At 61.4% G+C, this 20,331-nt stretch carries 12 protein-coding genes; 7 read left to right on the top strand and 5 right to left on the bottom strand.

What is annotated here, in order from left to right; translation table 11 throughout:
* The first annotated feature begins 22 nt into the window (after positions 1 to 22).
* The 5 genes from K3179_RS03195 to K3179_RS03175 all read left to right on the top strand — a co-directional run bounded on the left by K3179_RS03195 (position 23) and on the right by K3179_RS03175 (position 8,977).
* Positions 23 to 1,153, top strand: a complete 1,131-nt coding sequence (locus tag K3179_RS03195) for an acyl-CoA dehydrogenase family protein (protein WP_221562436.1) — start codon at positions 23 to 25, stop codon at positions 1,151 to 1,153.
* A gap of 207 nt (positions 1,154 to 1,360) precedes the next feature.
* Positions 1,361 to 3,046, top strand: coding sequence for a BCCT family transporter (locus tag K3179_RS03190; RefSeq protein ID WP_221562435.1), 1,686 nt, complete (start codon positions 1,361 to 1,363; stop codon positions 3,044 to 3,046).
* A gap of 359 nt (positions 3,047 to 3,405) precedes the next feature.
* Positions 3,406 to 6,054 (top strand): TonB-dependent receptor, encoded by a 2,649-nt coding sequence (locus tag K3179_RS03185; protein ID WP_221562434.1) that lies wholly within the window; start codon positions 3,406 to 3,408, stop codon positions 6,052 to 6,054.
* A gap of 81 nt (positions 6,055 to 6,135) precedes the next feature.
* Entirely contained in the window at positions 6,136 to 8,103 is a 1,968-nt protein-coding gene (locus tag K3179_RS03180; protein WP_221562433.1) for a tetratricopeptide repeat-containing sulfotransferase family protein, read from the top strand.
* A 7-nt stretch (positions 8,104 to 8,110) separates the two neighbouring features.
* Positions 8,111 to 8,977, top strand: a complete 867-nt coding sequence (locus K3179_RS03175; protein ID WP_221562432.1) for an aldose 1-epimerase — start codon at positions 8,111 to 8,113, stop codon at positions 8,975 to 8,977.
* Here K3179_RS03175 and galK read toward each other — a convergent pair.
* The 4 genes from galK to K3179_RS03155 are packed head-to-tail and all read right to left on the bottom strand — an operon-like array spanning position 8,974 to position 14,646.
* On the bottom strand, positions 8,974 to 10,056 hold the full coding sequence (galK, locus tag K3179_RS03170; protein WP_221562431.1) for a galactokinase: 1,083 nt from the start codon (positions 10,054 to 10,056) through the stop codon (positions 8,974 to 8,976). The genes K3179_RS03175 and galK overlap by 4 nt on opposite strands.
* A complete protein-coding gene (locus K3179_RS03165; RefSeq protein WP_345721927.1) occupies positions 10,053 to 11,060 on the bottom strand; it encodes a UDP-glucose--hexose-1-phosphate uridylyltransferase in 1,008 nt (335 codons plus the stop codon). Before K3179_RS03165 ends, galK begins: the two co-directional genes overlap by 4 nt.
* Positions 11,057 to 13,159, bottom strand: coding sequence for an alpha-galactosidase (locus K3179_RS03160; RefSeq protein WP_221562429.1), 2,103 nt, complete (start codon positions 13,157 to 13,159; stop codon positions 11,057 to 11,059). Before K3179_RS03160 ends, K3179_RS03165 begins: the two co-directional genes overlap by 4 nt.
* Entirely contained in the window at positions 13,156 to 14,646 is a 1,491-nt protein-coding gene (locus K3179_RS03155) for an SLC5 family protein (RefSeq protein WP_345721924.1), read from the bottom strand. The genes K3179_RS03160 and K3179_RS03155 overlap by 4 nt, the downstream gene beginning before the upstream one ends.
* 70 nt (positions 14,647 to 14,716) lie before the next feature.
* On the opposite strand from K3179_RS03155, the gene K3179_RS03150 reads away from it, so the two are divergent.
* Positions 14,717 to 16,573: a beta-galactosidase gene (locus K3179_RS03150; protein WP_221562427.1), complete on the top strand. Its 1,857-nt coding sequence runs from the start codon at positions 14,717 to 14,719 to the stop codon at positions 16,571 to 16,573.
* Positions 16,574 to 16,648: 75 nt separating this feature from the next.
* Entirely contained in the window at positions 16,649 to 18,073 is a 1,425-nt protein-coding gene (locus K3179_RS03145; protein ID WP_221562426.1) for an aldehyde dehydrogenase family protein, read from the top strand.
* 45 nt (positions 18,074 to 18,118) lie between these two features.
* On the opposite strand, the gene K3179_RS03140 is transcribed toward K3179_RS03145, so the two are convergent.
* Complete coding sequence (locus K3179_RS03140; protein WP_221562425.1) at positions 18,119 to 20,146, bottom strand: glycoside hydrolase family 3 N-terminal domain-containing protein; 2,028 nt, start codon at positions 20,144 to 20,146, stop codon at positions 18,119 to 18,121.
* Between the last annotated feature and the right edge of the window lie 185 nt (positions 20,147 to 20,331).

Genomic DNA, 20,331 nt, shown 5'->3' with positions numbered 1-20,331 from the left:
CGGCGTCACGCGGAGAGACACAGTGGACTTCAATTTCACCGAAGAACAGGAAATGGTGCGCGACGGGCTGTCGAGGCTGGTACGCGAACAATACGATTGGGAAACGCGGCGCAGCGCTGTCGAAAGCGATGCCGGCTGGCGTCCCGAAATCTGGGCTCAGCTGGCCGAGCTGGGAATTCTGGGCATGCCTTTTTCCGAAGAAGACGGCGGCTTCGGCGGCGGCGCCGTCGATGCGATGATCGTGATGGAAGAGTTCGGCAAAGGCCTGGTGGTCGAGCCGTTCCTGCCGACAGTGGTGTGCGCAGGCGGCTTCCTCAAGCATGCGGGAACGGATTCTCAGAAGGAAGAGCATATCGGCGGCATCGTCGACGGCAGCCGCGTCTACGCTTTTGCCTATGCCGAACCGCGCGGCCGCTACGATCTTGCCGACCTGCAAACCACCGCGAAGAAGGACGGCGATGGCTATGTCCTCAACGGCCACAAGGCAGTCGTGGTCGGTGCGCCATGGGCTTCGCACCTGGTGGTAACGGCGCGCACCGCCGGCGGACAGCGCGAACGTGACGGGGTCTCGGTATTCGTCGTCGCCAACGATGCAGAGGGCGTAGTCCGGCGCGATTATCCTACCGTGGACGGCCGCCGCGCCTCGGAAGTCTATTTCGAAAACGTCTCGGTTCCGGCAGATGCGCTGATCGGGGAAGAGGGCGGCGCGCTGCCCTTGGTGGAGCAGGTCGCAGACGAAGCGGTCGCGGCTCTTTGCGCCGAAGCTTGCGGCGCTATGAAAGTGGCCCATGCCATGACCGTCGATTATTCGCGCCAGCGCAAGCAGTTCGGCGTTCCGATCGGCAAGTTCCAGGTTCTGCAGCACCGCATGGTCGACATGTTCACCGAATACGAGCAGTCGGTATCCATGACCTATCTGGCGACGCTCAAGCTCGACGCGCCGGAGAAAGAGCGCAAGCGCACGGCTTCCGCGGCGAAGGTTCGCATCGGCCAGGCAGCGCGCTTCGTCGGGCAGGAAGCGATCCAGATCCACGGCGGCATGGGCATGACCGACGAGCTGGCTATCGGCAGCTATTTCAAGCGGTTGACCATTCTTAGTTCCGAATTCGGCGACGTCGATCACCACATGAAGCGGCACATCGCATTGGCCTGACTAATTCTGGATTAATTCTGATGCGGCGGCGACACTTCATTGTGTCGTCGCCGCTTTCTGTTCGGGCAGGTGGCGTCCCTCTTCAGCATCCGAATTTGCAATGTCGCGCTGCCTACCTATGCTGCCGCCGGAATTCAGACCGCCCATGCGGGGCGAACCGACAGCACATAGCGCCTAGCGCCAGTCAAGCGAGCCACCCTCAGGATCATGGATCAACAAAGCGACGCACCTATCGCGCCCCCGATTGTCGAGTTACCTATCAGAACGGCCGAACGGGGCTTTTATGACGGTTTCAGCCGCGCGGTAACGATCCCATCGAAGATCATCGTGTCGCTGCTGATCATGTGGGCAATCTTTTTCCCGGTCAGTGCGAACGAAACGCTGACGGCGGCAAACTCCACGATCATCGCGTCTTTCGCAGGCTGGTATGTCTATCTCGTGGCAGCCCTTATCGCGGTCTGCTTCCTAGTGGCAGTGATTCCCCAATCGGGACGCCTGCGCATCGGGGCTGCCGACGAGCAGCCCGAATTCGGCAGGTTCTCCTGGTTCGCCATGCTGTTCGGCGCGGGGATCGGGATCGGCATGCTCACCTATTCCACGGGCGAGCCCATGGCGCATTTTTCGAACAATCCCGAAATCATCCGCGGGGCGGTGGCAGGAGAGACGGCCGAGGCCGTACGCTCGGCATATCTCTATACCTTCCTCCATTGGGGCTTTGCCGCCTGGGGGTGCTACGCTCTGGTCGGCCTTTCCATTGCCTATGTATCCTATCGGCGTGGTTTGCCGCTCACGATCCGCTCTGCGCTGGTTCCACTGTTCGGACGAATCCTGTCCGGCGCGGCAGGGCACCTGGTGGATGTCGTGGCTGTCGTTGCAACCATCCTTGGCGTGGCTGTGACCATGGGATTGGGCGTCGAACAGTTCGTCGCCGGACTGGCGCGGCTCGGGCTGGGCGACTGGCTGCTGGATGCCGACGGATCGTCGTCGGCCGCTGCCGTTATCGTGGCGCTCCTGGTGCTTGTCGGCGCGTCGACTATCAGCGCCCTGTCCGGCGTAGGGCGCGGGATCAAATGGCTGTCGAACCTCAACATGGCGCTATCATTCATGTTGCTGGCGCTGTTCGCGATTGTCGGATCGGGCTTGTTCGGCCTCGAATTGCTGGGCGTCGGCATTTACGATTACCTACGCACCCTCATTCCTGCCTCACTGACCCTTTATCCGGGCGGCGAGACCGAAGTTAGCCAAGCCCTGGTGCAGTGGCAGCTCGACTGGTCCGTCTTCTACTGGGCGTGGTGGATAGCCTTCGCGCCCTTCGTGGGGATGTTCATTGCCCGTATCTCCAGGGGGCGCACAGTACGCGAATACGTGTTCGGCGTGATCCTTGTGCCTTCGCTCATGTGCTTCGTCTGGATGACCCTGGTCGGCGGTACGGCGATCGATCTGGAACTAAGCGGCCAAGCCGGCGGGCGGATTCTGGAAACCGGCATGTCCGACCAGCTTTATGCGACGCTGGCGGTCCTGCTCGATCCAGCCATGGCTTCGATCGTCTCGGGCTTGGTAGTCATACTCCTCATGACATATCTCGTGACCTCGGCAGACAGCGCCATCCTGATTGTGAACACGATCAACGGCGCCGGCGAGACCGAAGGCGAGCGCCGCCATCACATCATCTTTTGGGGCGCCGCACTCGCGTTCGTCGTCGGCAGCATGCTGATACTCGGAGGTATCGATGCGATCCGTATCACGATGATAATCGGCGCTCTGCCGTTCTCCTTTGTCGTCGCGCTTATGGCCATCGCCATCCTCAAGGCGATTTTCTTCGACCTAATCCGCAAGCGTCACGGCGTGCCGACTACTAGCGAAGGGTGTGCGGCGCTTCCCTCCAGCGAATAGGCGGAAGTAGATTTTGCAGTTTTTGGAGGCGTTCGATAGTCTAAATTTCAGTATTCTTTCCCTTACTTGAATGTAGAAATGGCAAGACAAATGAAAAAACATCAATGGATGAACAAATACATATCTACTTGCGCTTCATTTGCTTAGTATTTGACTCCCTGTCTCGGGTGTGCGGTAATTGCAACACCCCCGTATTCAATCCGTATTTTTGCGATGTCGACGGTGTTCGCTCCTGAGTTCGGTTGCTAACCGCAATCTGTTGCGTGATCCATTTATTGGGTTCGCAGGAATTTCAGCGCGACCCCGATTTTGGATTGGTCGTATCTCGGTTCGCATTGAAACTAAGGGGCAATTCCGACATGAAAAAACTTGCAAGCGGCGTATCTGCCGGTGCGATGGCGATTGCCATGGCCGCGCCGGCCATGGCGCAGGACGCCCGGCCCGCGGCTCAGCAGCGCACTGGCGGCGTGGACGTCATCATCGTCACGGCACAGAAGCGCAGCGAAGACCTTCAGGACGTTCCGGTATCGGTTTCCGCCATCGGCGCAGAGGCGCTCGATGAACTGAACATCGATACTTTCGAGGACTATCTCGAACAGCTTCCCACCGTGACGGCAGGCGGCAGCGGCCCCGGCCAGAGCACGATCTATATTCGCGGTCTCGCATCGACCACTCCGAACCTGACCACCGCGGGCGTTGCGGGACTTGCGCCGAACGTTGCGCTCTACCTCGACGAGCAGCCGCTGGCTCAGCCCGGCCGCAACCTCGATGTCTACGCCGCCGATCTCGAGCGGATCGAGGTACTGTCCGGACCGCAGGGGACGCTGTTTGGGGCGAGTTCGCAGGCCGGTGTGGTACGCCTCATCACGGCAAAGCCCGACCTTGCCGGCTTCTCGGCTCGTGCGGCGGGCGGCGTTTCCTTCACCAAGGGCGGCGAGATGAGCCACAAGGCCGAGGTGATGCTCAATGTCCCGCTGACCGACACGATCGCCGTGCGCGGCGTGGCGTTCTATGACGATCAGGGCGGCTACATCGACAATGGGATCGGTATTCGCGACCTCAGCGAGAGTGCGCGGTTCCGTGAAGCTGGCACGGTACGGTCCAACGGCGTTCCGGTCAGCGATCTGCGCGAAGGCTTCCAGGCCAACGCCAATCTCGACGATGTTACCTTCCTGAAGGCCGACAACGCGGCGCTGATCGAGGAAAACTTCAACGACACGCGCTACGCCGGTTTCCGCGCGACCGCACTGTGGGAAGTGACGCCCGACTGGAAAGTAACCGTGGCCCACTCGCGCCAGAGCCTCGACAGCGACGGCGTGTTTTTCGCCGATCCAGAACTCGACGGCCTCGACGATCTGGAAATCCAGCGCTTCGAAGAAGACCGCCTCGAGGATGATTTCTCGAACACCAGCTGGACTATCGAAGGTCGCCTGGCGACGCTCGATCTGGTCTACACCGGTGCCTATACCGACCGCTCGACGGACCAGCGCGTAGACTACACCGACTATCTCTTCGTCGGTCAGTACCTGCCGTACTACATTTGTGACGGTTCGGTGACCTACCCAGGCGACAACGATCCCAGCGGCGTGTGCCAGCCGCCGAACCTCTACGTAAGCTCGGTCAGCAACACGAAGGTGTTCACGAACGAATTCCGTTTCAGCACCGATGCCGATGCGCCGGTGCGCACGACCGGCGGCGTGTTCTTCTCGGATCTCGAACTGGAAGAGCGCAACGACTTCGCCTATCCGGGCAATGTCGCAGCCGCACCGTTCGGCGAATTCAAGCCGAACTTCCCGTTTCCCGGCTTCAACACCGATCCGGGACCGTTCCCGGCCGATACGATCTTCCGCAACGATATCCGTCGTACAGATAAGCAATTCGGCATCTTCGGTGAAACCACGGTAGATATCTTGCCGGACCTTCTCTCGGTTACGGGTGGCATTCGTTATTACAACGTGCGCGTAGACTTCGAAGGCAGCGCGAACGCGTCCTTCTGCAACAGCTTCAGCGCGGAAGATCAGAACGCGTTCGGCACGAACATCTCCGATCTCTACGATGGAGATGGCAGCTTCACTTTCATCGGCTCATGCAGCCCGGACCTGCGGCAGACGTTCACGCTGAGTGACAGCATCGCGGATATCCAGGCCGCAGGCCTCTCCGCATCGCAGGCGCAGCAGGTCTTCAACGCAGTCCGCGCTCCGGACGAAGCAAAGGCTGAGGGGGTCATCTACAAGGGGACGGTCAACGTCACTCCGACCGAAGACCTCCTGTTCTACGCGACCTATTCCGAAGGCTTCCGCCCCGGCCTGCTGAACCGGCCGGGCGGCGCTACGAACGGCGCAGGCTTCACGGTGCCATTCGAGCTTCAGACCGACGAAGTCGCGAACTACGAACTCGGTTGGAAAATGGATTTGCTCGACGGGCAGCTGCGCTTCAACGGCAGTGCATTCTACGTGGATATTAGCAATCTCCAGACCACGATTTTCGATCCTTCGATCACCAACCTCTTCTTCTCGGCCAATGCGGCCAATGCAGAGATCCGCGGTGTCGAAGCCGATTTCACGGTCGCTCCCTACAGCGTTCCCGGGCTGACGGTTGCCGGTGCGTTCTCGATCCTCGATACCGAGATTACCGAAGTTCTGATCCCGACCGACGACGTTATCGTCGGTTCCGATCTGGCATTCGCTCCGTCCTTCCAGGGCAATCTGCGCGTGCGTTACGAGTGGGATCTCAGCGATAGTCTCGAGGCATATATCCAGCCGCAGATTTCCCACTCGGCGAACAAGTTCACCGACGTGATCGAAATCAACAAACTGGAACTCGACAGCTACACCATCGTCGATCTGGCTGCAGGCATACGCACGCAGAGCGGATGGAACTTCGAGATATTCGCCGACAATCTGGGTGACGAACGCGCCCAGATTTCGGGCAACTACGTCAACGACCGTCCGCGTATCTCAACCAACCGTCCGCGCACGATCGGGCTGCGGGTCTCTTTCGACTACTGAGCGAGCCTTGATCCGAAGTGATCGTACGGCGGGGGCGAGCTTGGGTTCGCCTCCGCCGTTCTTCTTTGTTAGGGGATCTTGATGAGCTCTCGCGAGGAACAGCTGGCGCAGGCCCAATCGGCGATGCAGGCAGGCGATTTCCAGCGCGGCCTTGCATTGGCGCAGGCTGTTCTCGCTTCGCAAGAAGGTGATGGCGAGGCCTTGTATATGGCTGCCGTCGCGTCCCGTTATCTCGACCGGGATAGAGAAGCCGCTGGGTATCTGTCCCGATTGCACGAGGCGATGCCCGAATACGGCCGAGCATGGCAGGAGCAGGGGCACCTTGCCCGCAAGACCGGCAATCTGCCCGAAGCCATCGCCGCCTATCGAAAGGCAACCACGTACAACCCGGCCCTTGAAGCAAGCTGGCGGATCCTTGCAGAATTGCTGGTCACCAGCGGAAACGAGAGCGAGGCACGGGCCGCCGCGATGCAGGCGCGCAGGATTTCGGAACTTCCGCGCGAGCTGCTTGCTGTGACGAACCATCTTCACGAGGGGCGCTTGCTGCGGGCAGAAGAAATCTGTCGCCATTACCTGCGCCTCAATCCGCGTGACGTCGAAGGAATGCGCTTGCTGGCCCAGATCGGGATCAAACTCGGCGTTCTCGACGATGCCGAGTTCTTGCTCGAAAGCGCCGTGGCCTTCGATCCGGACAGCATCCAGCTTCGGCTCGACCATATCGACGCCTTGCGACGCCGGCAGAAATTCGACCGCGCGCGCGAAGAGGCAGAGGCGCTTCATCGCAGGGATCCGGATAACCCGCTGTTCCAGTCGCACCTCGCCATCGAGAGCATGCAGACCGGCGACTACGAACGGGCCTTCGAACTCTTCGACCAAGTGCTCGAAAAACTTCCGAAAGATGTCGCAACGCTCACGAGCAAGGGACACGCTCTCAAGACGACCGGCGCAACCGAGGATGCGGTTGCCAGCTATCGCAAGGCGATCTCCGCCAAGGCAGATCATGGCGATGCCTGGTATGCTCTCGCCAATCTGAAGACCTACCGCTTTTCGGAGGAAGAGGTCGCGGCGATGCGAGCGCAGCTCGAACGGGGCGGCCTTGCCTTCATGGACCGGGTGCACATTTGCTTCTCGCTCGGCAAGGCGCTGGAAGATCGCAAGACCTATGCCGATGCCTTTTCCTTCTACGAGCAGGGCAACGACCTGAAGCGAACCCAGACCCGTTACAGCGCCGATGCCATGAGCGCAGAACTTGCCAGGCAGCGCGAGTTCTGCACTCCCGAACTGTTTGCCAGGCACGAGGGCGAAGGTTTTCCCGCGCCCGATCCAATCTTCATCCTCGGCCTTCCTCGTGCCGGATCGACCTTGCTGGAGCAGATCCTCGCGAGCCACTCGCTAATCGACGGCACGCTGGAGCTCCCGAATATCTTGTCGCTGGCGCACCGCTTGCGGGGACGAAAGGCCGGCGAGACGCTTTATCCGGCTATCCTGCACGACCTGACGCCCGAGCAATTGAGCGATTTCGGCGAAGCATTCATCGAGGATACGCGGGTCCACCGTCAGGGTGCGCCCTTCTTCATCGACAAGATGCCGAACAATTTTCGCCATATCGGGCTGATCCACCTGATATTGCCCAACGCGAAGATAATCGATGCGCGCCGGGCACCGATGGATTGCTGTTTTTCCGCCTTCAAGCAGCTGTTCGCGGAAGGGCAGGAATTCACTTACGGCCTAGAGGAGATCGGGCGCTATTACGCAGACTATGTGCGTCTTATGGAGCATTGGGACGAGGTCTTGCCGGGCAAGGTCCTGAGAATTCAGCATGAGGACGTCCTGGACGATCTCGAAGGTCAGGTTCGCAGGATGCTGGAATTTCTCGAATTGCCCTTCGAAGACGCGTGCCTGAACTTCCACCGGACCGAGAGAGCGGTGCGCACAGCAAGCAGCGAACAGGTCCGCAGGCCGATCAATCGCAGCGGGCAGGGTGCATGGAAGCCGTTCGAGCCGTGGTTGGGCGAGCTCAAATCGGCTCTGGGCCCGTTGGCCGATTGACCGAGCCATGGACAGGATCAATCTGGCAAGCGGGGATTATTCGCTTTCTATAAATCCTGAAGCGGGTGGGAGCCTGGCTGCCTTTCGGTGGCGCGAACGGGATGTCATGCGACCTGCTGCAGGTGGGGGTGTCCTCGACAGCTCCTGCTTCCCGCTCGTCCCGTTCTCCAATCGCGTCGAAGAATCGCGCTTCCAGTTCCGCGGAACGAAGGTTCATCTTGAGCCCAATCACCCAAGCGCTTCGCATGAGCCCGTGCTGCATGGCTTTGGCTGGACTTCTCCGTGGTCCGTTTTGGAAGCGGGCGCACACAGCGCGACGATCGGGTTTCATCACCCCGCTGGCGACTGGCCGTGGCCATTTACCGCCACGGCCACCTACGAACTAAGCGCCTTTGGCCTCAGGGCATCGCTTTCGGTTGCGAACGAGAGCGATAATCCCATGCCTGCCGGCTTGGGCTTCCACCCCTATTTCCCGCGCACATCGCAGACGCTCTACCGTGGCCTGCATACCGGTGAATGGCAGGTCGACGGGGCATGCCTGCCGCGAACGCTTTCACACCGTGAAAGAGCCATGGATTGGTGGGAGGGAAAACCGGTCGGAACACGTGTAGTCGACACCGTTTACACGGGTCGCGAAGGTCCTCTGCAAATACTCTGGCCTGACAGGGGAATGGAGGCGATAGTTACGCCTGACGACGCTCTCGATTGCACCACCGTCTATGTGCCCGAGAACGAAGATTTTTCCTGTGTCGAACCGGTCAGCCATGCAACCGATGCTCTCAACGGGAAGGCTGGTCAGGAGCCGATGCGCGTTCTGGAGCCAGGCGAAGAATGGTCGGTCGCAATGGCGATCGAGGTGCGTAGCCTTATCTAGAACACTGGTCGGACCGGGCGATCCAGTGCTTGCTGTAGCTCGGGAAGGGCGGCCCGTTCGAGGACGACCACGATCGATCCGCCGAAGCCCGCGCCGGTCATCCGTGCGGCGCCTCGCTCCTTAAGAATGTCATCGACTGCCTCTACCAGCCGATCGACAAGGGGGACGCTGACTTCGAAGAGGTCGCGAAGCGAAACATGACCTTCCCGTAGTACGCACGTCATTGCCTCCAGGTCCGATGCGGCAATTGCCTCGCTCGCTCGCCGAACACGGGTAATCTCGTCCACTACGTGCAGGGCCCGCTTGTATTCGAGCGCGCTCAGGTTCGCGTTATCGAGCGAGCCTCTGTCTGCGTCGCGCAGGCTCGCGAGACCGAGCTTTCGCGCGGCTTTCTCGCACTGCTCTCGGCGCGAGTTGTATTCGCCGTCGACAAGTCCTCTGGTCACGCCGCTATCGACGATCGCCACAGCCCAGTCGGGCGGTAATGCGAACTGCTGCATCGCCAGATCGCGGCAATCGAGGAGCAATGCCCGTCCGGCATTCCCTGCTGCCACCGCCACCTGGTCCATGATGCCGCAGGCAACGCCCGCCCATTCGTGCTCGGTTCGCTGGGCAGCTTTGGCGAGCGATATCGCATCCAGCCCTAGGCCCAGCGCATCGTTCAGTGCACGGCCCAATGCCACGCAGAACGACGCCGAGGACGACAGGCCCGACCCTCGCGGAAGATTGCCATGTACGAGCATGTCCACTCCCGCATCGGCCGGAAGCCCCAATTCGGCAACCATCCCCCTGACATAGGATCGCCAGCTTGTGTCATGCGGGCGGGGCGGCTCCGAAGAGGCGAAATGGTCGCTCTCCCCAAGGTCAGCTGCGCGGATTGAAATATGCGCGTGGTCGGCGCGCGCCCAGGATACAGCCGTTCCTTCTCGCACCGTCATGGGCAGGACCAGCCCGTCGTTATAGTCGACATGCTCCCCGATCAGGTTGACGCGGCCCGGCACGAACACGGTCCCTGCCGGAAGGTCGCCGAAAGTGGCCGTAAACCGGCGCGCGGCCTCGTGGATCAAAGTCTCGCTCATCGTATTTCGCCCCTGATCCGTTCTGCGGCAGCTTCCGGTGTCAGGTCGCGCTGCGTCTCGCCGAGCAGCTCGAAGCCGACCATGTGCTTGCGAATATCGGCCGAACGCAGAAGCGGTGGATAGAAATGCGCATGAAGGCGCCAATGGGCGCACTCTTTGCCGAGTTCATGCGGCGCACCGTGCCATCCCATGGAATAGGGAAAATCGGTGTCGAAAAGGCGGTCGTAGGCAGGCAGCAGGGTGCCGAGGATCTCGCTCAGATCCGCCCGACTACCTTCGCCAAGATCTTCCAGCCTCCGGATCTCGCCCCGCGCGATCAGCAGCGTCTCGAAGGGCCAGGCTGCCCAGTGCGGGACAATGGCGATCCAGTGCTCGTTCTGCGCGAGCATGCGCTCACTACCTTGCAACTCCCGCTCCGCGACGGCCCCAAGGAGGGGCTCTCCGCGCATCCCATAGTAGTCGCGTTGACGCTCGTCTTCCTTCTGGACGGTGGAAGGAAGGAAATCGCTGGCCCAAACCTGCCCATGTGGATGTGGTGAGGAAGCGCCCATCATCGCGCCCTTGTTCTCGAATATCTGGACATTGGCCCACCGCGATCCGAGATCGCTTGAAATGTCGCACCATGTATCGACAACCGCCCGGCGGCCTTCACCCGTCATGCGCGCGAGCGTGGCAGAGTGATCCGGCGAATAACAGATAACCCTGGCTTCGCCGCGCGCAGGCTTTTCAACGAAGAGATCGTCATCAAAATCGCTTCCGCTCTCTTCGAGCAGGGCGGGGAAGTCATTTGGGAAAACGAAGGTGCCCTCGTAATCGGGATTTGTTTCACCGCCGCTACGCGCGTTCGTGGGACACAAGTAGCAATCGGGGTCATGCAAAGGGCGATTTTGGGCTTGGTCGTTCTTACGTTCGCCCTGCCAAGGGCGCGCCATGCGCTGGGGTGAAACCAGTACGTACTCGCCCGTGAGCAGATTTTTCCGGCGATGGGGCAGGGGATCGGTCACACAGCCTCCAGGTGAAAGATTGCCGCGCTCTCGGCAGTTAGCGCGGGGAGAGGCAGTCCTGCGGCGGCCAGCCATGAACCGCTGAAGGTGCGGGCAGCGTGTTTCATCGCATCGATTGCCTTGGCATTTCGCGCAGCAAGGACGTGGCTCCTACCTGCCTGTTCGAGGAGTTTCACCCGCCAGTCGCGCCCGGCTGCGAAAGGCAGGGGAAGGGGTGCGTCGCGTCGTTCATGCGACATCTGCGCGCGCGATATCCAGAGAATATACTCGCTGCCATCGCCCTGGGCCTGCCACAGGATGCCGTTTGGCCCCTCGCCGAGCACGGTTTCTCCGCCATGTGCCAGGCGGCGCCAATTTTTGTAGAAGTCGATCCAGGCCGCAATTTCGCGACGCTCGGCCGGATCCAGTTGGCTCGGGTCAAGCTCGATGCCGAAGTGCCCTTGCGATGCTATTGCCGCGCGAAGATCGAGCGCCTGGGATCGCCCTGTTGCGTGGCTGGGAGATGCACCCACATGGGCGCCCATCAGTTCCGGTGGCATGAAGGCCGTAAAAGCCCTTTGCATGGGAATCCGCGCGAGGGCATCGATGTTGTCGCTGGTCCAGAACCGGTGGACGAAACGGGCGATGCCCGCATCGATCCGGCCGCCTCCAGCGGCGCAGCTCTCGATCTCGACATGCGGGTGGGCGGCACGGATGCGCGCCAGCAAATCGTAAGTGCCACGCGTTTGTGCCGAGCCGCCGGCTGGAGCATGCGCCCGGTTGTGATCCCATTTAAGATAGGAGATCGGCGTTGCAGAAAGCAGCCCGTCGAGCTTCTCGTAGAGATGATCGCGCACATCCGGACGCCGCATGTCGAGCACAAGCTGATTGCGTGCAGTCGGTTTCGATCGACCGTTTGCGCCGAGCACCCAATCGGGATGCGCGCGAAACAGGTCGCTGTCCGGGTTGATCATCTCCGGCTCGACCCAAAGCCCGAACTCCATGCCGAGCGCTTGAACGTGCTCGGCGAGAGGTGCCAGCCCGGCAGGATATTTGCGCTGGTCCGGCGTCCAGTCGCCGAGGCCCGCGCAATCGCCCTCTCGTCCGTCGAACCAGCCATCGTCGAGAACGAAGCGCTCTACGCCGATGTCGGCAGCCGCACTCGCCAATTCCTTCATCCGCGCCTGGTCATGCGCGAAATAGCAAGCTTCCCAGCTGTTGAGGTGTACCGGACGCGGGCGCATTGTACCGTTGGGCCATTCGACAACCGACCGCACCATGGCGTGTTGCTGGGCAGCAATCCCATTTCGCCCCGAACGCGATATGGCGACCATCAGCTGTGGTGCGCGATGGCGTTCGCCCGGCGCCAAGCGTATTTCGCCCGGCACATGGATGGCCTCCGCCGTGAGCAGCCAAGCCCCCTCGTCGTGTCGCTCGATGGCGATGCGGGTGTCTCCCGACCACGCCAATTGCGCCGACAGGGCAAGACCGGAATACCATCCGCATCCGCTGCAAAGGACCTGGCATGCCGGAGGCCCACCATGACCGGTCATGCCTTCGCGAGTTTCGCGCTGCCAGCCATGCGCGGGCATCGCTTCGACACATTCCTCGAATTCGGCTGCGTGGCGGCCACGCCAGGATACCAGATGCGTGGCGCTTGGCGGCAGGGGGAGAAAGGCGCTGGCGAGCGAGGAAAGGATGACCGGGTCATCGCCCTCGTTCGTCACCTCGGTCTCCACGGCGAGACCGGTCGCAAGTTTCGAAAAGCGCGTGACGAAGGAGACCTGCTCGCGCTCATCGCTGCAAACCAGTTCGACCCGATCGTCCGTGACCGTCGCAGAAAAGCTTCTGAGCTCGAGGTCGATCCGGCGCGTGTCTTCGCGAAGGAGTTCCGCTGCGGACGGTCCGAACCATCCGGAGCCGGCGACGGGGAAAACCGGCAGCGCCAACGGTTCATTCAGGGAAAACGTCGTCGCGCCCAGGAGATCGCGTGCCGCCGGAAGCACACCGGGCTCCAGCCGAGCGCCAAGGTGCCGCCATGCGAAACCGCCCTGTGGCAATCGTTCGATTACCTGGCTCCACTCATCACCGTGGAGTTCGAGGAGCTCGGCGTCGCTCATACCTCGGCGGCGGCTTCGGGCTTGGCGCGGAACAGGGAGAGCCCCAGCCACTGCGCCCGGCGACCCAGAACCAGCCTGTTGAACCCGAGTGCGGCGACGACCGAGGTCAGCAGCGTAATTACCATGAAATCGATGTAGTGGATCCCGACCGCCTCCGCGAATGCCGCGTTGAAGGTAAACAGGCCGTAGAGCGAGATACCCCAGACCACCCCGGCGATAGCCGAGCGCGCAGCAACATTGCGAAACAACAATCCGACGATGAAGGCCGACAGGATCGGCATCGAGGAAAGCCCGTTCAGCTGCTGGAGCAGGTTGATGATGCTCTCCGCATTTTGGAACAGCGGGACCATGATCATGGCGAGGATGGTAGCAACCACGCTCATGGCTGCGCCCAGCTTCCAGTGGTTCTTCACTTCGCCGATAAAACGCTCGTGGAAGTCGACCGAATAGAGCGCAACGGTGGAATTGAGCACCGCACTGAAAGTCGTGATCACTGCGGCGGCGACCATGGCCGCGAATGCGCCGGAGAGCCAGCTCGGCAGGACCTCGGCGACCAGGCGGCCGTAAGCGGCATCGCCGACGTCGCCGAACAGCTTGAAGGCGACGACGCCCGGGATCACCACGATCGGCGGGACCACGAGGATACGCACGGCTGCAGCTGCGAATACGCCCTTTTGCGCCTCCTTGACGGTGGGCGCGGCCATCGCCTTTTGCGTGATGTTCTGGTTGGTCGACCAGTAGAAGATCTGGATGAATGCCATGCCGGTGAAGAGCGTGTGGAACGGGATCGGGCTGTCGGCGCTGCCGATCATGCTCAACCTTTCCGGCGGCACGCCAGTCACGATGTCGAAATCGACCGCCGCCAGCGCGAGGAATACGATGACGAGGGCGAGGAACAGGATCCCGATACCGGAGAATGTGTCCATCACGGCCACAGCCCTCAGACCGCCGAAAATCGTGTAGGCCGCGCCGATCAGGGCCAGGCCGAGAGAGAAGGCCAGCAATGGCACATTTGCCCCGAACAGCGATTGCAGGAACAATCCTCCCGAATAAAGCGCAGCAGGAAGATAGATCAGCAGGTTACCGAGTATGAAGATCGCCGAGATCAGCGTGCGGATTGAACGTCCGTCATAGCGCCTTTCGAGCAATTCCGTGACCGTGGTGCAATTGTACCGATAGTAAAGCGGCACGAAAACGAAGGCGAGTGTCATCAGGCCGACAAAGCCCGCGATCTCCCACCATGCCAGCAGCAACATCTGGTTGCCGTTCATCCCGACCAGCTGGTCGGTCGACAGGTTGGTGAGCGTAATTGCGCCAGCCACGAAGACCCAGCTCAGGCCCTTGCCGGCAAGGAAGACGTCTTTTTGAGATCCGTCGTGTTTTGCGCTTCTGACCTTCCACCAGGTCAGCAGCGCGACGAGAGCCGTCAGCCCGACAAAAACCGCGAGCTGCCCCGCATTCGCGAAATCCGCTGTATCGCCGAACACCATTCCCTCCCGAATAGGCTGGCATCCATCGCATATTCGGCGATAGACGCAAGCGCATGGAGAGACAGTGATGCACCTCGGCGTTTGCTATTATCCCGAACACTGGACCGAGGAGCGTTGGCCCGAGGATGCGCGCCTGATGCGCGAGATCGGGCTCACCCGTGTCCGGATCGGTGAATTCGCGTGGAGCCGCATCGAGCCCGAACCCGGTCAATACGATTGGGACTGGCTCGACCGCGCGGTCGAGACGCTGCACTCGGCGGGGCTGGGCATCATCATGGGTACGCCGACCGCGACGCCGCCGAAGTGGCTCGTCGACCGCATGCCGGACATGCTGGCGGTCGATCGCGAGGGACAGCTGCGCGGGTTCGGTTCGAGGCGGCACTATTGCTTCAGTCACCAAGGCTACGGCGCAGAAGCGCGGCGGATCACGCGCGTCGTGGCGGAGCGATACGGACAGCATCCGGGCGTGGTCGGCTGGCAGACCGATAACGAGTACGGCTGCCATAATACGGTGCAAAGCTTCTCGCCTGCCGCACGCCACGCCTTCCGCCGCTGGCTTGCCGAACGTTATGGCTCTGTAGCGACGCTCAATGAGGCTTGGGGGAACGTGTTCTGGTCGATGGAATACCGTTCCTTCGACGAAATCGAGCTACCCGACCGGACAGTGACGGAAGCCAATCCGGCGCATTGGCTGGCTTTCCGTCGGTTTTCTTCGGACCAGGTTGTCCGGTTCAACAGGGCGCAGGTCGAGATCCTGCGCGAGGCATCACCCGGTCGCGACATCATGCACAACGCGATGGGCTTCTACACCGGTTACGACCATCACGACCTTGCGCAGGACCTCGATGTACTGGGCTGGGACAGCTACCCGCTCGGCTTCCTCGAGATGTTCCGCTTCACCGAGGAAGAGAAGCGTGACTTTGCGCGTCAGGGGCATCCCGACATCGCCGCATTCCACCATGACCTTTACCGCGGGTGCGCGAAGGACGGGCGCTGGAACGTGCTCGAACAGCAGCCGGGGCCGGTCAATTGGGCGCGCTACAATCCCGCGCCTTTGCCCGGCATGACCCGGCTCTGGACCTTGGAAGCTTTCGCGCATGGGGCGGAAATGGTCAGCTATTTCCGCTGGCGGCAATTTCCAAAGGCGCAGGAACAGATGCACGCAGGCCTGCTGAGGCCGGACGGAGAGCCCGCGCCGGCCTTCGCAGAGGCATCCTCGGCGGTACAAGATGTCGCGTCTTTGGGTGCAGTTGGCGACGCGCCCAAGCACGCTGCGCTTATTTTCTCGTACGACAGTGAATGGATCACCCAGATCCAGCCGCAGGGGGAAGGGCGCTCCGCCTTGTGGGCTGCATTCTCCGCCTACTCATCGTTGCGGAGGTTGGGCCTCAATGTCGATATCCTCCCTCCCGAAACCGGACTGGAGGGGTATTCGCTGGTCGTAGTCCCCTGCCTTCCGGTGATGACAGGGGGTCTCGCCGACGCCTTGAAGAGATTCGATGGCCAGATCGTCGTCGGCCCGAGGACAGCCACACGCGATGCGGATTTCGCAATTCCGAGCGGCTTGGCCGATCAGGAATTCGCTGATCTGATCGGCGGTAAGGTCGTCAGGAGCGAGAGCCTGTCGAACAGGTTGCAGATGGCCGGAGACGGATGGACTGCGAAGGGGTGGCTCGACCATTATGAAGGCGAAGCCGAACCGGAATTCGTGGCGAAAACGGCAGAGGTTTGCAGCTATCGCCATTGCAACGTCCGGCTTTGCTGCACATGGCCCGAAGGGAGCATGTTCGACCGCTTGGTCGAAAGGGCAGCAAGCGATGCGGGTTTGCCCCACGAACCTTTACCGAAGGGGATACGGCACCGCACTTGCGGAGGCACCCGATTCACCTTCGACTATCTGACCGCTCAGGTATCCTTCGATTGAGTCGGATTGTCGGGCGGGCGTTCGACCTATAGGGTCTCGATAAGCAACCGATTCTTGCGCTTGAGGAGAGAGACGATGACCAAAGCCTATGCCAACCTGATCGACGGAGAAATGATCACCACCTCCGAGACGATCGAGGTCGTCAATCCCGCCAACGAACAGGTCATCGGGGTCGTGCCATCGTGCACGAAGGACGAACTCGACCGGGCCGTCGATGCAGCCCGCCGCGCCTTCAAGAGCTGGAAGAAAACGAGCGCGGAAGAACGTCAGAAAGTGGTCCAGGGCATTGCGGCCGCGATCAAGGACAATGCGGATGAACTGTATCGCCTCCTAACCAGCGAGCAGGGCAAGCCCCATGCGCAGGCGCAGCAGGAAATTTACGGCGCGGCAGGACTTGCCGCAGCGCAGTCGACCCTGACCCTCGATGATGTGATCAACCAGGACGACGACACCCGCCTGTCACGCACGCGGCGCGTACCGGTTGGCGTGGTCGGCGGCATCGTGCCGTGGAACTTCCCGATCATGATGGCGATCCAGAAGATCGTGCCCGCCTTGGTGGCAGGGTGCACGATCGTGCTGAAACCCTCGCCGTTCACCCCGCTAACAACGCTGCGCATTGCGGAACTGATCAAGGACGTCGTGCCTGCCGGTACGGTCAACATCATCACCGGCCCCGACGAACTCGGACCGATGATCACCGAGCATCCGGGCATCGACAAGATCACCTTCACCGGCTCCACCGCCACCGGCAAGAAGATCATGGAAGGCGCATCGCGCGACCTTAAGCGCATCACGCTGGAACTCGGCGGCAACGACGCCTCCATCGTCCTGCCAGATGCCGATGTAGAGAAAGTGGCCGAGCAGCTGTTCTGGTCGAGCTTTTCCAACGCCGGCCAGGTCTGCATCGCGGCCAAGCGCATCTACATCCACGAGGACATCTATGACGATCTCAGCAAGGCGATTGCCGAATATGCGAAGGGCGTCGTCGTCGGCGACGGCTCGCAGCAGGGCACAGGGGTCGGGCCGATCCAGAACAAGAAGCAGTTCGAGCGTGTTTGCGAGCTGATCCAGGACGCGAAGGACAATGGCTACCAGTTTCTGACCGGTGGCGACACCGACCCTTCGGGCACCGGATATTACGTGCCGATCACCATCCTCGACAATCCGCCGGAGGATGCACGCATCGTGGCGGAAGAGCAGTTCGGACCGGTCATGCCGCTGATGAAATTCTCGACTGTCGAAGAAGCCATCGAGCGTGCGAACAATTCCGAATACGGTCTCGCCGGCGCGGTCTGGACCAAGGACACGGAAAAGGGCGTCGAGATTGCCGAGCAGCTCGAAACCGGCACCGTCTGGATCAATGAATTCATGCAGCTTTCGCCCTTCACGCCCTTCGGCGGGCATAAGCAATCGGGCATCGGTGCGGAATACGGCCTCGACGGCCTCAAGGAGTTCACCAATCCGCAGGTTATCACGGTCAAGCGCGACGCTGCCGTATAATCAGGCCATGAAGGTGAGGCGCTGCGCTAAACGCGGTGCCTCGCCTCAAGCCCTTCGCTGCCCTGCGAACGAGGTTTGGCCGTGGCCAAACGAACTTGTCATGGCGCGCGCAATTGCATCGGGCACTTCGATCTCGCCGCCCAGCACACGTTTCGACGAAAGCCCGATCCGAACGTCGTAGCGTCCGCCTTCGGCGAAGTACCGCCCGTCCTCGCGGTGCTGGCCGATCTCCTTGCGGCCGATCTCGAAGGTCACGGATCGGCGTTCGCCGGGAGCGAGCGAGATTCGCTGGAAACCGCGTAGGTGCAGGCGGCTGGGTAGATGGTTGCCGCGATAGCGCCGCAGGTAGAGCTGCACAGTCTCTACGCCGGCGACCTCCGCGAGATTGCGGATACTGACGCTCGCGACAACGCGATCGGACGCAAGGTCGAGAGTGAAATCGGTCAGGGCAAAGTCCGCATAATGCAGGCCATGGCCGAAGGGCAGGCCGTGGCTTTGCGACGAGGCCTTAATCGCCACCGGGAGCTTTCCGGTCGGCGCCGCTTCACCTGTAAGGATTTCCGCTATCGCATGACCGCTCATCGTGCCGAGCTGGCCCGCGTGCAATACGCACGCGAGAGGTTCGCTACCGATAATCGGATCGAGCGGAGTAGACCCAAGTGTCACAAGCACGATACGGTCGGTCACCGTGCGCAGCGAAGCAAGCAGTTGCCTTTCCGCCTCGGCCAAATCGCTGCCTGTGCGCGGGCCCAAGGTCACGATTACGGTGCGGGTCCGTTTGGCCGCCTCGCACGCCATGCCGATCGCCATGCTGTCGGCTTCGATCATCCGGCCAATTCCGTCGTTATCGTGGCGCAGGGCGAGGCCGGGTGCGAATTTATGCGGCACGCCGAGTTGCTCTAGACCATCGATCAGGCTTGCGGCGTATCCGGTCCGGCCTGCCAAGGGCGCTCTTCGATCCGAAGCCGGTGCACCGATGACCAGAAGGTCGCCTGAATCGAAACCGAGCGGAAGCATGGCCGGTTCGTTGCGCAGTAGCACAATCGAGCGCTTGGCAAGGGTAAGGGCGGTCTCGCGATTCTGGATCGGGGTTGGTAGGCTGCCGCGACTTCGCACGGCTTCCTTGCCGAGCGGGAGAGTGAAAAGTCCAAGCGCATATTTGGCGCGCAAAACGCGGGTGACGGCGTCGTCAAGTCGGGCGAGCGGTATCTTGCCTCTCTCGACGGCGGCAACGAGCGCATCCACCGGCATTGAATCGCCGCTCTCGATCGGTTCGCTGTCGCGTGCCGCTGCAGCCAGCGCCTTCCATTCGGACAGGATGATGCCGTCAAATGCTCCCGCTGCCTCGAGGAAGGAGAAAGCCTTTCGCGCTTCACGGCGCTGCTGGACGGTGCCGCCGCCCACCGAAATTGACCCAAGATAACCCTGTTCCGCGACCTTGGCCGCGACGCGCATGGCTTCGGCAATTTCCTTGCCCTGGGCGCTGCCTGCTGCGGCCTTGCCGATGATCGGGGAAAGGTCGAGGCAGGCGAGGACGCCTTCGCGTGAGGGATCGCCAAGTCCCTGCAATCCGCGCACCCGGGCAGCGGCCAGGGCCGCGACGAGATCAACCTGGCTTTCGTGCCCATCCTCGGCCTGCATGTTGGAGGGCAAGTAGCCTGCGTCCGGCGCAAGTGCCCAATTGCAACCCAAGGCATGCGCTTCCTGGGCGATTACCGCTTCCGCATTCGAGATCGCTTCCATGTCCCAGCTTGCCGCAGCCGCCACTGGGGCAGGAAAGATCGTTTCGATGCCGGTCCCCGTTTCCATGGGGAAAAGGAGCGGGATGCCAAGCCGCGATTCCTCGATTGCGATCTGCTGGAACGCTTCGGCCTGGATTTTCGAACCGATGCCCTCGACCGCAGTCACGCGTCCGCTCCGCAAGGCCTGCGTAAAGCGTTCGACTTCCGCGCGATCCTGCGGTTCGGGCGCGGTGACTATCGCAAGCTGGCCGGCCTTTTCCTCGGTCGTCATGTAAGCGAGGAGATCGGAGACGACGCGTTCGCCATCGGGATCCGGCATGGAATGGATCATGGCGCTACGCTTTCTGTCCAGCCCGTAAGGGGCTGCCGCACCGGCCGGGGCCAGGGCTGAAAACGCTTGGGCATCGATCCTCCCGAAGGTGCGGCCGTCCAAGACATGGCGGCGCTGGAAATTCAGGAGAAAATTGTGGCGAACAGTGGTAAATTAAGAGTTAGCGCGAAGTGCGTTTCATCGCC

This window comes from Qipengyuania intermedia (assembly GCF_019711615.1).
Classification (GTDB): Bacteria; Pseudomonadota; Alphaproteobacteria; order Sphingomonadales; family Sphingomonadaceae; genus Qipengyuania; species Qipengyuania intermedia.
Note: the sequence above shows the minus strand (reverse complement) of the source record. Positions and strands in the feature narration are given on the sequence as shown.

Excerpts from the sequence above, each read along its gene's own strand:
- K3179_RS03185 (WP_221562434.1), top strand. The coding sequence starts at position 3,406 with ATGAAAAAACTTGCAAGCGGCGTATCTGCCGGTGCGATGGCGATTGCC.
- K3179_RS03140 (WP_221562425.1), bottom strand. The coding sequence starts at position 20,146 with ATGATCCATTCCATGCCGGATCCCGATGGCGAACGCGTCGTCTCCGAT.
- K3179_RS03160 (WP_221562429.1), bottom strand. The coding sequence starts at position 13,159 with ATGAGCGACGCCGAGCTCCTCGAACTCCACGGTGATGAGTGGAGCCAG.
- K3179_RS03180 (WP_221562433.1), top strand. The coding sequence starts at position 6,136 with ATGAGCTCTCGCGAGGAACAGCTGGCGCAGGCCCAATCGGCGATGCAG.
- K3179_RS03150 (WP_221562427.1), top strand. The coding sequence starts at position 14,717 with ATGCACCTCGGCGTTTGCTATTATCCCGAACACTGGACCGAGGAGCGT.
- K3179_RS03190 (WP_221562435.1), top strand. The coding sequence starts at position 1,361 with ATGGATCAACAAAGCGACGCACCTATCGCGCCCCCGATTGTCGAGTTA.
- K3179_RS03175 (WP_221562432.1), top strand. The coding sequence starts at position 8,111 with ATGGACAGGATCAATCTGGCAAGCGGGGATTATTCGCTTTCTATAAAT.
- galK (WP_221562431.1), bottom strand. The coding sequence starts at position 10,056 with ATGAGCGAGACTTTGATCCACGAGGCCGCGCGCCGGTTTACGGCCACT.
- K3179_RS03145 (WP_221562426.1), top strand. The coding sequence starts at position 16,649 with ATGACCAAAGCCTATGCCAACCTGATCGACGGAGAAATGATCACCACC.